This is a genomic window from Streptomyces sp. NPDC033174 (genome assembly GCF_055577795.1).
Genome location: NZ_JBVIPQ010000004.1, coordinates 682,892 through 697,309 on the forward strand (window position 1 = coordinate 682,892; position 14,418 = coordinate 697,309).

The 14,418-nt window shown below is 71.7% G+C and carries 12 protein-coding genes; 3 read left to right on the forward strand and 9 right to left on the reverse strand.

Features of this window, described 5'->3' with window-relative positions; genetic code table 11:
* Positions 1–68: 68 nt before the first annotated feature.
* Positions 69–3,041 (reverse strand): NACHT domain-containing protein, encoded by a 2,973-nt coding sequence (locus tag ACZ5VC_RS16820; protein ID WP_469120771.1) that lies wholly within the window; start codon positions 3,039–3,041, stop codon positions 69–71.
* A gap of 473 nt (positions 3,042–3,514) precedes the next feature.
* Between ACZ5VC_RS16820 and ACZ5VC_RS16825 the strand changes: the two genes are divergently transcribed.
* A complete protein-coding gene (locus tag ACZ5VC_RS16825) occupies positions 3,515–4,222 on the forward strand; it encodes a M23 family metallopeptidase (protein WP_469120772.1) in 708 nt (235 codons plus the stop codon).
* A gap of 13 nt (positions 4,223–4,235) precedes the next feature.
* Here the strand turns inward: ACZ5VC_RS16825 and ACZ5VC_RS16830 are convergent, their stop codons facing one another.
* Entirely contained in the window at positions 4,236–4,790 is a 555-nt protein-coding gene (locus tag ACZ5VC_RS16830; protein ID WP_469120773.1) for a TetR/AcrR family transcriptional regulator, read from the reverse strand.
* 137 nt (positions 4,791–4,927) lie between these two features.
* Here ACZ5VC_RS16830 and ACZ5VC_RS16835 point away from each other — a divergent pair, with 137 nt between their 5' ends.
* Positions 4,928–6,505, forward strand: coding sequence for an MDR family MFS transporter (locus ACZ5VC_RS16835; RefSeq protein WP_469120774.1), 1,578 nt, complete (start codon positions 4,928–4,930; stop codon positions 6,503–6,505).
* 87 nt (positions 6,506–6,592) lie between these two features.
* Here ACZ5VC_RS16835 and cseC read toward each other — a convergent pair whose 3' ends face one another.
* The 6 genes from cseC to ACZ5VC_RS16865 form a co-directional block, all read right to left on the reverse strand.
* Positions 6,593–7,918: a two-component system sensor histidine kinase CseC gene (gene cseC / locus ACZ5VC_RS16840; RefSeq protein WP_469120825.1), complete on the reverse strand. Its 1,326-nt coding sequence runs from the start codon at positions 7,916–7,918 to the stop codon at positions 6,593–6,595.
* 86 nt (positions 7,919–8,004) lie between these two features.
* Positions 8,005–8,718, reverse strand: coding sequence for a two-component system response regulator CseB (cseB, locus tag ACZ5VC_RS16845; RefSeq protein ID WP_469120775.1), 714 nt, complete (start codon positions 8,716–8,718; stop codon positions 8,005–8,007).
* A gap of 9 nt (positions 8,719–8,727) precedes the next feature.
* Positions 8,728–9,474: a hypothetical protein gene (locus ACZ5VC_RS16850; protein ID WP_469120776.1), complete on the reverse strand. Its 747-nt coding sequence runs from the start codon at positions 9,472–9,474 to the stop codon at positions 8,728–8,730.
* A complete protein-coding gene (locus tag ACZ5VC_RS16855) occupies positions 9,462–10,028 on the reverse strand; it encodes a SigE family RNA polymerase sigma factor (protein WP_469120777.1) in 567 nt (188 codons plus the stop codon). Before ACZ5VC_RS16855 ends, ACZ5VC_RS16850 begins: the two co-directional genes overlap by 13 nt.
* A gap of 138 nt (positions 10,029–10,166) precedes the next feature.
* Positions 10,167–11,165 (reverse strand): HhH-GPD family protein, encoded by a 999-nt coding sequence (locus ACZ5VC_RS16860; RefSeq protein WP_469120778.1) that lies wholly within the window; start codon positions 11,163–11,165, stop codon positions 10,167–10,169.
* A gap of 22 nt (positions 11,166–11,187) precedes the next feature.
* Positions 11,188–11,844, reverse strand: coding sequence for a phosphatase PAP2 family protein (locus ACZ5VC_RS16865; protein ID WP_469120779.1), 657 nt, complete (start codon positions 11,842–11,844; stop codon positions 11,188–11,190).
* Positions 11,845–12,029: 185 nt separating this feature from the next.
* Here ACZ5VC_RS16865 and ACZ5VC_RS16870 point away from each other — a divergent pair, with 185 nt between their 5' ends.
* On the forward strand, positions 12,030–12,824 hold the full coding sequence (locus tag ACZ5VC_RS16870; RefSeq protein ID WP_469120780.1) for a hypothetical protein: 795 nt from the start codon (positions 12,030–12,032) through the stop codon (positions 12,822–12,824).
* 97 nt (positions 12,825–12,921) lie between these two features.
* Here the strand turns inward: ACZ5VC_RS16870 and disA are convergent, their stop codons facing one another.
* On the reverse strand, positions 12,922–14,046 hold the full coding sequence (disA, locus tag ACZ5VC_RS16875; protein WP_469120781.1) for a DNA integrity scanning diadenylate cyclase DisA: 1,125 nt from the start codon (positions 14,044–14,046) through the stop codon (positions 12,922–12,924).
* Positions 14,047–14,418 lie beyond the last annotated feature (372 nt).

Consider the following 14,418-nt stretch of genomic DNA (forward strand, 5'->3'; position numbering starts at 1 on the left):
ACGTACGGACCGGGGCAGCCCCTTTTTTTGTCGGTCCTGTGCCGGCGTCCTGTGGCGGCCCCGACGGGTCAGTACACGACCTGGACGGTCGGAGGAAGATGTTCCGTGCCGACGACCTTGTGGGCGGGGGCCAGGACGCGTTCCAGGTGCGGGAGCGCGGCCAGCGGCCGCAGATCCAGCTGTGTGCCGGGCCGGCCGCTGAAGACCTCGATCGCGCGGAGGCCGGGAAAGGCCCCGGCCACCAGACCCAGGACGTCCTCGGTGTGGCGGAGGTAGACCGACATGGCCGATACACCGGGCAGCCGGAACCCCGCGGGCAGCGAACGGAACGTCCGCGCGGTGGCGAAGAGCACGTCGAGGTGGGGCAGCTCGGCGAGCCGCCGCCAGTCTTCCGGCGACAGGTCGTCGACGGCCATCAGGTCGAGGCTGACCCCCGTCGGGTGCTCGTGCAGCAGGCGCAGATCCGGCAGCCGGCCGGAGGGGGTGAGGAGGATCGAGCTCGGGGACACCGTGGCGAGGAGCGTGGCGAACCGGCCCTCGGACACGTCCTCTCGGATGTCGAGGATCTCCGGGCGCAGCCCTTGGCGCAGGAGCTCGTCGGCGTGCTCGTCGGAGCGAACGGTGAAGCGAAGACCGGTCGGCTCGAGCCGGGTGACGATCTCCTCGGCGTACTGCCTGGTGTCGTAGCGGCCCCACGCCCACATCAGCTGGGAGCGGACCCGGAGCGACCGGTGGGCGGTGAACCGGGCCAGGAAGGGGATCGCGGCCTCGCCCGGGACGTGGGAGGCGGTGATGACCACCATCTCCGCCGCGGGGTCGTCCAGTTCCTCGGGTCCCGGCAGTAACTCCAGTACTAGCGGCCCGGCCGCCGCCAGCTCGCGGGCCTCGTCGGCCGAGCGGGGCGGAATCACGGCCGAGGTGCGCTCCCGCAGCGCCCGTTGCACGGTCGTGGGCACTTCCGTCGCGTGGCCCAGGGCGGTCGCCGCGACGACCAGAATGCGCAGCTGGGTGGAGCGGTCCTTCGCGCGGTCCGCCGTCGCCATCAACTCCTGGAGGATTTCGGCGCATTCGCGGGGCCGGGCGTGCGCCACGCTCATGCGGATGACGTCCTCCCACTGGTCGTCGGCGGCGTGATCCGCCAGGACGCCGATGTGCCACTCGTCCACCAGGTGCTTCGCCGCGAGATAGTCCTGGAAGGTGCGGTGGATGAAGTCGACCTGGCCCGGGCCCGGTTCGCGCAGCAGGCCGCTGCGGTGCAGCAGGTGCGCGAAGACCGCCCCGGCGTCGTGTGCGGCGGCTTCCCGGATCGACGGGGCCGCGCTCCGGACGATCGACTCGGCGCGTGAACGGTCCATCACCGCCCGCCCGTTGACGGTGAGCCAGTGGGCCAGGCGCTGGATCAGCTGGATCTGGGCGGCCTCGCCCAGTTCGACACCGTACGGCGCCCCCATGTCCCGCTCCCGGTCGCGGCGGCTGAGGAGCATCGACAGGGCGGCTTCGTACAGGGCTCTGCGACCGTGCGGCAGGTACCCGCGCCTGTCCCGGTGCAGGGCGCAGATGAGGCCGCACATCAGCGGGTTGGTGGCGAGGAGGGCGAGGTCCTTGGTGGTGCGCAGGGCGTCGACGAGGGGTTGCGCGTACGGCTCCGAGCCCGGGCCGGCGGCCTGGTGCCAGCGCCGCACGAAGGTGGTGACCTCGGCCGTGCTCATGGCGGAGAGGGTGAGCTCGGTGAAGCCGTCGGGGGTGAGCCAGTCGTCGCGCACGGCGGAGGGGCGGGAGGTGACCAGCCAGCGGTTGCCCTCGTAGGTGAGGAGGAGGTCGCGCAGCCAGCGCAGGGTCCGGTCGCGTTCCGCCTCGGGGACCTCGTCGATGCCGTCGATGAGGATCAGGGCGCGTCCGGCGGCAAGGACGCGGTCGGCCCAGCCGTCGGGCGCGGCGAGGGGGCAGCCCACGGCGGAGAGGAAGGCGTCGGGCGCGGGCAGACGCCCGCCGTGGCGGGTCAGGGTGCGCAGCGGCAGGACGAAGGGGATGCGGTCGCGGAGGTAGGACATCCGCTCGTCGAGGTCCTGGCGGGCGGCGGAGACCGCCAGCCACTGCACCAGGGTCGTCTTGCCGGAGCCGGCGACGCCGCGCAGCAGGACGCGGTCGTGGCGGGCGAGGGCCTGGTCCGCGGAGACCGGGGCGGCGTGGGGGATCAGATGGCCGATGTCCCGGAAGTCGCCCTGGTGGCGGACGAGGACCGGTGCCGCTCCCGGAGGGAGGGCTCGGGCGTGGGCGGCGGTGGCCTCGGGCGCGCCGGCGACCTGGTCCTGGCCGAGGACGTGCTCGCGCTCCGGAACGCTCGCCTCCAGTGACAGGTACGCCACGTCCAGCGGCCACGCGTCGGGCGAGTGGTGCAGGTCGATGCCGTAGATGGTGAGCCTGCCGTGCTTCTTCGCCACGTACGAGAGGTAGCGGCGCTCGAACTTTCCGTCGCGCGCGTCCGCCCTCGGGGTGCGCGCAATCAGCTCGTCTACCTTGGCGATCAGCTCCGCCTGGTCGCGGCTCTGCTCGACCAGGGTGCGCGCCACGAAGGTCGAGCGCTGGGTGAAGAAGTGCAGGATGTGCAGGCAGGCCCACTCGGTGACCGAGTCCAGGTAGAGCGCGGCGTCGGTCGAGAGGCCGTCGGGGCCGGGGCCCGCGGTGCGCAGCCGGCGGGCCAGCTCGCGGTGGCCGAGGCGGACGGCCTGGACGTCGTCCATGTCGAGGTCGCCCAGGGAGAGCAGCGTACGGCTCAGTGCGCCGGCGACGGCCTCGGCCTCGTCGGGCGGGAACGGCTGCTCACCAGGGGTGGCGAGGGAGTCCCCGACAAGGGTCGCGGCCAGTGTGCGGACGTCCCGCTCGGTGAGCGTGCGCTTCTCGCCGCGGAAGGAGAAGAGCCGGGAGAGCCGGATGCGGCGCTCGGTGAGCCCGGCCCCGGGCGCCTCCTGGACCAGCAGTTTCTTGATCAGCGGGCCGATCGCGCTCGATGCCAGACGGGTACCGATAAGCGCTGGATCCACGTGCGTCCCCCGAAGCCGTTCCCCTGTGTGTCCGGCCGGCCAGCCTAGCGACGGTGGCGGCCGGTGGTCCCGGGATCGGGGGTCTTTCGGCCCACCGGCCGTGACAAGGCGCACAGGCGATTTCGGCGGTACTAGCCGGAATAGTCGTCATGTTAAGTGTCGATTCGGGACTTTTGGCGCACCCAGGAGGGGGTCTTCGGGCCCCCGGGTTCCATGGGTCCGACGACCCCGCCCCGCTGTCGAATGCGGGCAGGCCGGACATGGGGTTAAACCTCTGATCGAGAGCGGTTTGCCCGGATTCGGGGAAGCGCATCCGGCGGCGTCAAGACCCGCCATCCGGAGGAGATCGCTACGACACGATGTCGTAGATGGGGTGTTTGAGCCGAGATGGGGGCTCGGGTTACCAAGGGATGGCACCACCGCCCGGCGCACCGCTCGCGTCGGGTCCGTTCATGTCCGGAGGTCTCCCCCGTATGTCGAAGCGCGTCCAGCATCCCGCCCGTACCGCCGTCGTCTCCCTGATCGCCGCCGGCCTCGGAGCGACCGTCGTGTCCGGAGCCGGGAACGCCTTCGCCGCCGAGAGCCAGGCCGGGGCCGCTGTGGCCGGTACGTCCGCCGCCATCGCCGCCCAGGCGGACGCGCAGGCCCACGCCGCCGCCGTGTCCGCGGCGAAGGTCGAGGCCGCCGCCAAGGCGAAGGCCGTCGCGAAGGCGAAGGCTGCCGCGAAGGTCAAGAAGGCCGTCGTGAAGGCCAAGAAGAACCCGGCGTGGGTGAAGCCGGTCAGCTCGTACACGAAGACCGCCAGCTTCAACCAGGGCGGCTCGATGTGGTCCCACAAGCACTCCGGCCAGGACTTCGCCGTGCCGATCGGCACCGCGGTCAAGGCCGCCGGTTCCGGCACCGTGGTGAAGGCCGGCCCGAACGGTGGCGGCGACGGCCCCGCGTACGGCAACGCGATCGTCATCCGTCACGCCAACGGCAAGTACTCGCAGTACGCGCACCTGTCGAAGATCGGCGTGGGCGTGGGCTCGAAGGTGAAGGCCGGCCAGGTCATCGCCCGCTCCGGCAACACCGGAAACTCCTCCGGCCCGCACCTGCACTTCGAGATCCGCACCACCCCGAACTACGGCTCCGCGCTCAACCCGGTCGCCTTCCTCCGCTCCGCGGGCGTCGTGGTCTGACGCGGCCCGGGCCCTACGGGGTGTGAGCCTGAGTGATCAGACCGAGGGCGACCTCGAGGACAGCCGCGCGCTTCTCCTCGGGGTCGCCCTCGATGTCCTTCATGGCGAACTGCGCCGCGTGCAGCGTGAACAGCGCGCTGATGCAGCGCACCTGATCGACCAGGGCGGCGTCCGGCTCCTTGAACAGCGCCAGCATCCGGATCATGCGGTCCTTGAAGGACTCCCCGACGCTCAGCTCGCGCACGGTCGCCTGGTTCTCCTGCATGAAGCGGAACAGCGGGGCCGCGCCGCTGAGCGCGTCGTTGTAGCGGCGCAGCACTTCCTGCTTGGTCTCGAGCGTGCGCGGCTCGTCCTGCGCCCAGGCGATCAGCTCGTCCATGGGCCGGGTCAGGTCCTCGAAGAGGCTGACCAGGATGTCTTCCTTGGTCTTGTAGTGGTAGTAGAGCGCGGCCTTGGTGACGTCGAGCCGCTCGGCGATCTCCCGTAGGGAGGTCTTCTCGTACCCCTGCTCGGCGAAGAGTTCGAGGGCTACGTCCTGGATGCGCTGGCGGGTATTGCCTCGGGCCATGCTGCTCTCCTACATCCCACAAACTTACTTGACGCCCGGCTAGTTACGGGGCTACCTTCCCCATTGTAGTCAACTAGCCGGGCGGCAAGTAAGTGCCCGGCGGCACCACGTACCGGGACCACAGGGGAGTAGGGACCATGGCAACAGCGACGGACACCGGGAAAGAGGCGGACGGCTCGGCCGCACCCCGCAGCGTGCGGGTGGTTCTGCTCGCGTTGATGATCGCGATGTTGCTCGCGATGCTCGACAACATGATCATCGGCACGGCGATGCCGACCATAGTCGGCGAGCTCGGGGGCCTGGAGCATCTCTCCTGGGTCGTCACCGCCTACACCCTCGCCACCGCCGCCTCCACCCCGATCTGGGGCAAGCTCGGTGACATGTACGGGCGGAAGGGCATCTTCCTCACCTCGATCGTGATCTTCCTGATCGGCTCCGTGCTGAGTGGCATGGCTCAGGACATGGCCCAGCTCATCGGCTTCCGCGCCGTGCAGGGCCTCGGCGCCGGCGGGCTCATGGTCGGCGTGATGGCGATCATCGGCGACCTGATCCCGCCCCGTGACCGAGGCAAGTACCAGGGCATGATGGCCGGCGTCATGGCGCTCGCGATGATCGGCGGACCGCTCGTCGGCGGCTCGATCACCGACCACTGGGGCTGGCGCTGGTCCTTCTACATCAACCTGCCGCTGGGCGTCGTCGCCCTCGCCATGGTCACCGCCGTGCTCCACCTGCCGAAGAAGGAGCGGACCGGCAAGACCCGGATCGACTACCTCGGCGCCGCGCTGCTCACCGTCGGCATCACCTCGACCGTGCTGGTCACCACCTGGGGCGGTACGGAGTACGCCTGGGGCTCCGGCACGATCCTCGCCCTGATCGCCACCGGCGTCGTCTCGCTCGCCGGCTTCCTGTACGCGGAGACCCGCGCCTCCGACCCGATCCTGCCGCTGCACATCTTCCGCAGCCGCAACTTCTCGCTGATGTCGGTGATCGGGTTCCTGACCGGCTTCGTGATGTTCGGCGCGGTCCTCTTCCTGCCGCTGTTCCAGCAGTCGGTGCAGGGGGCGTCGGCCACCAACTCCGGCCTGCTGCTCCTGCCCATGCTGATGTCGATGATGGTCGTCTCACTGATCGCGGGGCGGGTCACGACCAGCAGCGGCAAGTACCGGATCTTCCCCATCGTGGGTGGCGCGCTGATGGTGGTCGGGCTCTTCCTGCTCGCCCAGATGGACACCGGCACCTCGCGGCTGACCTCCGGCCTCTACATGGCGGTGCTCGGCGCGGGCATGGGCTTCCTGATGCAGATCACCATGCTGGTCGCGCAGAACAGCGTCGAGATGAAGGACATGGGCGTCGCCTCCTCGTCGGCCACCCTGTTCCGTACGCTCGGCTCCTCCTTCGGCGTGGCGATCATGGGCGCCCTCTTCACCAGCCGGGTCCAGTCCGAGATGGCGGGACACGGCGGCGGTCAGCTGACGCAGCAGTCCGCGCAGCTGGACGCGGCGAGCCTGGCGCGGCTCCCGGAGGACCTCCGTGAGGCGTACCAGGTCGCGGTGGCGTCCGGGACGCACGGGGCCTTCCTGCTCGGCTCGGCCATCGCGATCGTCGGCTTCCTCGCGGCCTTCTTCGTCAAGGAGGTCCCGCTGAGGGGCGCGGGTCCGAAGCCGACCGCCGCACCGAGCCCGACGTCCGACGGAAAGGTCGCGGAGACGGTCTGACCGGCGAGGCACAAGCGGATACGAAGGGAAGGCCCCGGGCGCATGAGCGCCCGGGGCCTTCCCGGTGGAGAGAGGGCGGCCTTCCGCCTACGGCAGCGTCCCCTCCGGGAACTGGAGGATGGGGAAGCTGCCCGTGTTCGTCGGGGCATGGTCCGGGAGCCAGAGGACCGCGATCGCCCCGGTCGAGCCCTCCGCCCCCTCCGGCGCCGCGTTGCGGAACGTCAGCCGGGCGCCGAGGACGCGGGCCTGGCCCGCCGCGATCGTCAGGCCCAGGCCGTGCCCCTGGCCCGCCCGGTCGCTCGCGCCCGTACGGAAACGGCTCGGCCCCTCCCGCAGCAGCGCCTCGGGGAAGCCCGGGCCGTGGTCGCGGACCCGGACCACGCGGCCCTCGACGGTCACCTCGACCGGGGGCTTGCCGTGCTTGGCGGCGTTGGCCAGCAGATTGATCAGGATGCGCTCCAACCGGCGCGGATCGGTGCTCACCCACGACTCGTGAACCACCCGCACCACGATCTCCGGGTCGAGCGCGGTGACCCGACGGGCCACGAACTCCCCGAGCGAGATCTCCTGAAGCTCGGCCCGCTCCGACGCGCTGTCCAGCCGGGCCACCTCCAGCACGTCCTCGACCAGGGTGCGCATCGCCTGCGCCCGGTCCCGTACGAGCTCCGTGGGGCGGCCGGGCGGCAGCAGTTCTGCGGCCGTGAGCAGTCCGGTCACCGGGGTGCGCAGCTCGTGCGCGATGTCGGCGGTGACCCGCCGCTCCGCCTCGATCCGCTCCTGCAGCGCGTCGGTCAGCGCGTCGACCGCCCGGGCCAGCTCGTCCGTCTCGTCCCGTACGACTCCGCCGATGGCGTCCCGTACCCGTACCTCCGTGTTGCCCTGGGCGACCCGCCCGGCCGCCGCCGCGGCCTTGCGGAGCCTGCGGGAGAGCTGCCCGCCGATCAGAACACCGAGCGCGCAGCCGCCGAAGACGACCGCCACTGAGCCGATCATCAGCGCCCGGTCGAGGTCCTTCATGATCGTCGTGCTGCGGTCGGTGAAACGGGTGTGCAGGGACAGCACATCGCCGTTGGCGAGCGGCACGGCCGCCCAGATGTCGGGCGGGCCCCCGTCCGTCTGCTCCTGCACGAACGTGCCGCGCCGCTTGTCCCGCATCAGCCGGTGGAGCTGCGGCGGCAGGGCCCGGTCGTTGATCTCGGTGTTGAACTTGGGCTCTTTCGGCTTGGACGTCTCGTACATCCGCTGCGCGAAGAGCAGCCGCTCCATCTGCACCTCACGCTCGTTGTCGAGCATGGAGATACGGGCGGCGCTGTGCACGACGAGGCTCAGCGTCACGGCGATCAGCGCGCCGACCGCCCCGATGGCGATGGCGATCTTCCAGCGGACCCCGGTGCGCAGGGCGAGCGGCTTCATACGAAGGGCGAGCGGCTTCATACGAGTGGGTCCCGTTCCGCGAGTATGGCCCCGACGCGTACCGCGTGTCGCTTCATGCCTTCAGCTCACGCCTTCAGCTTGTATCCGAAACCGCGGACTGTTTCGATCCGGTCCTGCCCGATCTTCGTCCGCAGCCGCTGGACATGGACGTCCACCACCCGGGTGTCACCGCCCCAGCCGTAGTCCCAGACCCGCTCCAGCAGCTTGTCCCGCGACAGGACCGTCCCCGGCGCGCCCGAGAACTCCAGCAGCAGCCGCATCTCGGTCGGCGTCAGACCCACCGGGGCGCCGCCGCGGCGGACCTCCATGCCGTCCGTGTCGACCTCCAGGTCGCCGAAGACCAGCACGCCGCCCTGCTCGTCGCGCGTCGGCTGGCCCGCGTCGGCCGCGCCCCCCGCCGGCCCGCCGGCGTGCCCGAAGCGCCGCAGAACGGCACGAATCCGGGCGACGAGCACCGAGCCGTCGAACGGCTTGGTGACGTAGTCGTCGGCCCCGGCCTCCAGGCCGAGCACCACGTCGATGGAGTCGGCCCGCGCCGAGAGCATGATCACGGGGACGGTCGACTCGTCACGGATCCGCCGGCACAGGCTGACGCCGTCCATGCCCGGCAGCATCACGTCCAGCAGCGCGATGTCCGGCTGCCGCGCCCGGAACGCCTCCAGCCCGGACAGGCCGTCCGGCATGGCGGTGACCGCGAAGCCGTCCCGCTCCAGGGCGAGCTGGGTGGCTTCGCGGATCACGTCGTCGTCCTCGACGAACAGGACATGGGTCTCGGCCATCGTCCGCTCTCAGTTCTCGCTCGGCGCGGACGGCGCGGGACCGTCGCCGTCGCCGACCGCTTTGCTGTAGTCGTTGTGCACCCAGTCGTGCTGGATGAACTTGTTCCCCGACCAGCGGTACGTGACCACGTCCTCGCCGGAGGGGTACTCCACCGGGTCGCCCTTGGCGTACACCTGCTTGGTGACCACCAGGTCGCCCCGGTCGATGGTGGCGTAGACCGCCGGATCCTCCACCGCGAAGACATTCTTGTACGTGTCGTTCTCCTGGCGGTACACATACGTGCCGATGCCCACGGCATCACCGCAGGTCACCACGTTGACGACCACATCCGGGGACGAGCCGCCCGTCAGATTCCCGTACGTGGTGTCCACCGGGTACGCATGTGCCGCGCAGGGCTTCAGATCGTCCTTCACCCGGTCGCTGACCTTCGGGTCGCTCTTGATCAGCCGGGCCGCGTCGACCTTCTTGAAGGGCGGGGGCGACGATGCCGACGGGGAGGGCAGGGAGGCCGTGGGCGTTCCCTGGTCGGGCCGTGCGGCGCCCTCGTCGCGCGAGCCCGTCCCACCGGACGAGCACCCGCCCACGAGCAGGCCGATGGCGGCGAGCCCGGCCAGTGCCGTGGTGCCCGCCGCCCTGATCCCGCCACCGTGCCGGCTGCCGCCGCCGTGCGGGAGCCCCTGGTCCGCCATGCGGCCGGGGCTCGTCGTCGTGTGGCTCGCGCCGTCGCTCTCGCGTCTGGCAGCTACGCCGCGCACCGCTCCCGCCACCCTTCGTCGTGTCGTCCACCGGACCGCTCCAGGGCGCGGGCGTCGGTGTCGATGCCGCGGCTCTCCAGTTCCTGGCGCAGACGGGCCAGTGCCCGGTGAAGCGTGCTCTTCACCGTACCGGTCGACATGCCCAGCGCGGCGGCGGTCTCCTCGGTGCTCATCTGTTCCCAGTGCCGCAGCACCACGACACTGCGCTGCTTGGGCGCGAGGACCTTCAGGACGTCCATCAGCAGGGCCCGGTCGGCGTGCTGCTCGGTGGCGTCGTCGACGCTCGCGTCGGGAAGCTGCTCGGTGGGCACCTCTTCGAGCTTCCGGGCGCGCCACCACTCGGTCCGCGTATTGATCATCACCCGGCGAAGGTACGCGTCGGCGAGCGACTTGTCCGCGATCCCGTCCCACCGGCCGTACGTACGGGCCAGCGCGGTCTGGAGCAGGTCCTGGGCGTCGACCGGGTCGGGGACGAGGCGGCGGGCGCTGCGCAGCAGGGCCTCCTGTCGCGTGCGTACGTACTCTTCGAATTCGAGCACCTCGCCGTGCGCCATTCTCAACCGCCTCCGATCCCCGTGATACAGCCTGTTTTCCGTTGCGCCACTGAAGCTACGGAGCGGTTGTCACGGGGCTGTCCGGGGCAGCCGTCGGCGGACGCACGGCTGCCCATCGGTTGTGTAACAGCGTTTGTGTCAGGCTTCGCGGGGCCGTGATCCGGCCGGGGGAACGGGAGCGGTTCCCGGCTGGACGGGCCGCGAGGCCGGCAGCCGGTACGCACCGTTCGCCAGCGGCTCCACCAGCCCGTCGGCGACCAGCCCGTCCAGCGCCCGGGCCCGCTGCACCGGCTCGTCCCACACGGCGTCCAGCGCCGCCTGCGACACCGGGCCCACCGCGTCACGCAGGACGGCCAGCAGCCGCCCCCGCACCTGGCGGTCGGTACCCGCATACGTCTGGCCGCGCCGCGCCGGCCCGTCATGGGCGGGCTTCCCGGCCCGCAGCCACGCGCACTGCCCCGAGATGGGGCAGCGCCCGCAGTCCTCGTTCTTCGCGGTGCACACCAGCGCGCCGAGCTCCATCGAGGCCGCCGCCCAGCGGGCCGCCCTCGCGTCGTCGTCGGGCAGCAGGGCGCGGGCCAGCCTGCGCTCGGCGGCCGTGGTGGCGTTCGGCGGGTACTGGATCCCGGCCGCGGCCCGGGCGAAGACCCGGCGCACATTGGTGTCGAGCACGGCGTGGCGCTGTCCGTAGGCGAACGAGGCCACGGCAGCCGCGGTGTACTCGCCGATGCCCGGCAGCGCGAGCAGATGGGCGTGGTCCTTCGGTACGTCTCCGCCGTGCCGCTCCGTTATCGCCACGGCCGCCCCGTGCAGCCGCAGGGCCCTGCGCGGATAGCCGAGCCTGCCCCAGGCGCGCACGGCGTCCCCGGGCGCGGCGACGGCCAGGTCGGCGGGGCGAGGCCAGCGGGCCAGCCACTGCTCGTACACCGGCAGGACCCGGGCGACCGGGGTCTGCTGCAGCATGAACTCGCTGACCATCACGCCCCAGGCGCCCGCCTCGGGGCGGCGCCAGGGCAGGTCACGGGCGTGCTGCTCGAACCACGCGAGGACGGGCGCGTGGAGGCGGGCAGCCGCGGGGGCGTCGAGGGGGGCGTCGACCGGGTCGTCGACCGGGATGGGGGCGTCAGTGGCAGTCATGGCACCTCCGATCCTGACACGTTCACAACGACCGGTGCGGCACCCGCTCAGGGCGCACGGAGGCGTGTGCGCGCGGCCCGCGACCCACGCACCACACGGCGAGGGTGTTGCGGCTGGTCCGGGCCGTCTCCACGAGCGCCAGGACGGGGCGGGTCAGCAGCCGTACGAAGACGAACGCGAAGGTCGCGCCGAGTACGAGGCCCGCCGCCACGTCGTGCGGGTAGTGCACGCCCACGAACACCCGGGACAGCGCCATCAGTACGGCCATCACCGCGGCCGGCCAGGCGATCCACCGCCAGAATGCGACCAGGGCGAAGGTCACGGCGACCGCGGCGGCGCCCGCGATCGCGGAGTGGTTGCTGGGGAACGACCAGTCCCCGTACGGCGGGCACTCCACCAGCGGGCGGCCGGCGCCGGCGACGGCCCGGCACGGCCGCTCCTCGTCCACCAGGGACTTCAGGGCCTCGCTCACCACATAGCCGAAGGCGGTCGAGAGCGGGGCGAGCAGCGCGAGCGCCATCACCCGCGAGCCGGCGGAACGCGCCAGCCACCAGCCGACCACGAAGAGCAGTCCGAACAGGAGCAGTCCGGCCTCGGTCCACAGCTCGGCGAGCGTCTGGAACCACGAGGGTGTGGTGCGGGCGAAGTCGGTGATGTCGAGATAGAGGTCCTGGCTCATCTGATGGACCGTACCTGGCCGGGACACGACCTCACGCGCGGCCTCGGCGCGACGGCCGCCCAAGACGCCCCGACGGCCCTCCGGGCCCCGTTGACGGGCGTTCGGATGTGATCATCCGTAAAACTTGGGCCGCGAGGCGGCGGGTGGGGCGGGAGTTGGCGTCGATCTCTCGTAAGGTTCCGTCCGTGGGATCTATGCGCAATCCGGTCGGGCCGCTTCCCTCCTCCATCTACTGGCGACGGAGGGCGGTCGCGCTGTGCCTGATCGCCCTGCTGGTCCTGCTCGCGGTGTGGTCCGTCTCCTCCATCGGCGGTGGCTCGAAGCAGGGCAGCGACGGCGCCAACGGCGCCTCTCCCAAGCCGCCCGCCATCACCCCAGGGCCCTCCTCGTCGGGTCCCGCGATCAGTGAACAGCCGGGCGGACGCGACGAGTCGGGCGATTCCGGCGCGAGTGGCGGCGGCACCGGGGGCGGCACGGCGAGCGGCGCCGAGGGCGCCAAGAACGGCGACACCACCGGTACGGGCGGCTCCGGCGGCGCCGGCACGGGCACCGGCCAGCAGGTCCCGGCGAACTCGCCACTGCCCAACTGCGCGCCCGCCGGTCTCCAGTTGACCCTGCGCTCCATGAAGGTCTCGTACGAGCCCGGCGAGAAGCCGCAGTTCCAGCTGGTCGCCCGCAACACCTCCACCGTCAGCTGCAAGGCCGACTTCGGGCCGGTCCACGCCGTACTGACGATCAGTGACAACCAGGACGACGAGGTGTGGTCGTCCAAGGACTGCCCGCGCGGCGCCGGCAGCGTGCTGCTGAGTGTCCCCGCGGGCGGGACCGTCACGTACACCGTGGAGTGGGACCGCAGGCAGAGCGCTCCGCAGTGCGCGACGCCGCCCGCGGCGGTCGCCGGCCCCGGAACGTACCTGGTCGAGGCGCAGGTGCCGGGCGTGAAGGTGCTGCCGGCGTCCTTCACCCTGGCGAAGGACTGAGGACCTGCCTTTCGGTACTTGCCGGGCCTGGCGGGCCGGGAGTGCCCGCCGCGCTTCTCCCGGTCTCCGCGGTGCGCGGAACCCCTTGCGGACCGCGCTACACGTACCGCTCGAGGATGGACGATTCGGCGAGCCGCGAGAGACCCTCGCGGACGCTCCTGGCCCGGGCCTCGCCGACGCCGTCCACCGTCTGCAGGTCGTCGACGCTCGCGGCCAGCAGCTTCTGCAGACCCCCGAAGTGCTCCACCAGCCGCTCGATGATGGCGCCCGGCAGCCGGGGCACCTTGGCCAGCAGCCGGTAGCCGCGCGGCGAGACCGCGGAGTCCAGCGTCTCGGGCGACCCGCTGTAACCCAACGCGCGGGCCACGACGGGCAGTTCGAGCAGTTCGGTGTGGCTCAGGGCGTCCAGCTCGGTGAGCGCCTCGGAGACGGTGCGGGACCGCTTGGCCGTCGGCTCCGGCACGTAGTCCCGTACGACGAGCTCCCGCTCCGGCTCCACGCCCGCGATCAGCTCGTCGAGCTGGAGGGAGAGCAGCCGGCCGTCCGTGCCCAGTTCCACGACGTACTCGGCGATCTCGGTGGCGATCCGGCGCACCATCTCCAGGCGCTGCGCGACGGCCGTGACGTCCCGGACCGTCACCAGGTCCTCGATCTCCAGGGCGGAGAGGGTGCCGGCGACCTCGTCGAGGCGGAGCTTGTACCGCTCCAGGGTCGCCAGTGCCTGGTTGGCCCGGGAGAGGATCGCGGCCGACTCCTCCAGGACGCGGCGCTCACCGTTCACATACAGGGCGATGAGCCGCATCGACTGGGACACGGAGACCACGGGGAAGTTGCACTGCTTGGAGACCCGGTCGGCGGTGCGGTGGCGGGTGCCGGTCTCCTCGGTGGGGATGGACGCGTCCGGGACGAGCTGGACGCCCGCCCGCAGGATCTTGGTCATGTCCTTGTCGAGGATGAGCGCGCCGTCGAGCTTGCACAGCTCGCGCAGCCGGGTCGCGGTGAACTCCACGTCCAGCACGAACCCGCCCGTGCACATCGACTCGACGGTCTTGTCCATGCCGAGAACGATCAGGCCGCCCGTGTTTCCGCGAAGGATGCGCTCCAGACCGTCACGCAGGGCCATGCCGGGGGCGACAGCGCTCAGGGACGCACGCATCAGGGCTTCGTTGCCGGAGCCTCCGCCGGACTTTCCGGGAGCTGATGCCCCGTCCTTGGCTGCCACTGCACTCCTCCGGCTCGTACGGATGGGCGAGACCAGGGCAAAGTCTAGCGACCCCGCTAGCCCCCGGGCTGCGCCGCGGCACAGCGGGGTGCTGCGAGGACGTCTGCGACCGGGCCGGGGGCCCGTGCGCCGCCCCCTGCGGACCCGGCCCCGCGGGGCGGTCCCTACCCCGGTGGCGCGACCGCGAACCGAGGGCGGGGAGCCGGGGGGCGTGCGCGTATCCGAACCGTGTCCGGGTGGTGGGGGCCTTGCGGGAACTCGTACCCGGGCCGGGCGGCCGGCGCGCACTCGGGCGGGGCCGGGTGGTCGGGGCCTTGCGCGTAAGGCGCCCCGGCGTGCCCGGGGCCGGGGCCGGGCAGTGGGGGCCTTGCG

Excerpts from the sequence above, each read along its gene's own strand:
- ACZ5VC_RS16835 (WP_469120774.1), top strand. The coding sequence starts at position 4,928 with ATGGCAACAGCGACGGACACCGGGAAAGAGGCGGACGGCTCGGCCGCA.
- ACZ5VC_RS16830 (WP_469120773.1), bottom strand. The coding sequence starts at position 4,790 with ATGGCCCGAGGCAATACCCGCCAGCGCATCCAGGACGTAGCCCTCGAA.
- ACZ5VC_RS16825 (WP_469120772.1), top strand. The coding sequence starts at position 3,515 with ATGTCGAAGCGCGTCCAGCATCCCGCCCGTACCGCCGTCGTCTCCCTG.
- ACZ5VC_RS16855 (WP_469120777.1), bottom strand. The coding sequence starts at position 10,028 with ATGGCGCACGGCGAGGTGCTCGAATTCGAAGAGTACGTACGCACGCGA.
- cseC (WP_469120825.1), bottom strand. The coding sequence starts at position 7,918 with ATGAAGCCGCTCGCCCTGCGCACCGGGGTCCGCTGGAAGATCGCCATC.
- ACZ5VC_RS16860 (WP_469120778.1), bottom strand. The coding sequence starts at position 11,165 with ATGACTGCCACTGACGCCCCCATCCCGGTCGACGACCCGGTCGACGCC.
- ACZ5VC_RS16865 (WP_469120779.1), bottom strand. The coding sequence starts at position 11,844 with ATGAGCCAGGACCTCTATCTCGACATCACCGACTTCGCCCGCACCACA.
- cseB (WP_469120775.1), bottom strand. The coding sequence starts at position 8,718 with ATGGCCGAGACCCATGTCCTGTTCGTCGAGGACGACGACGTGATCCGC.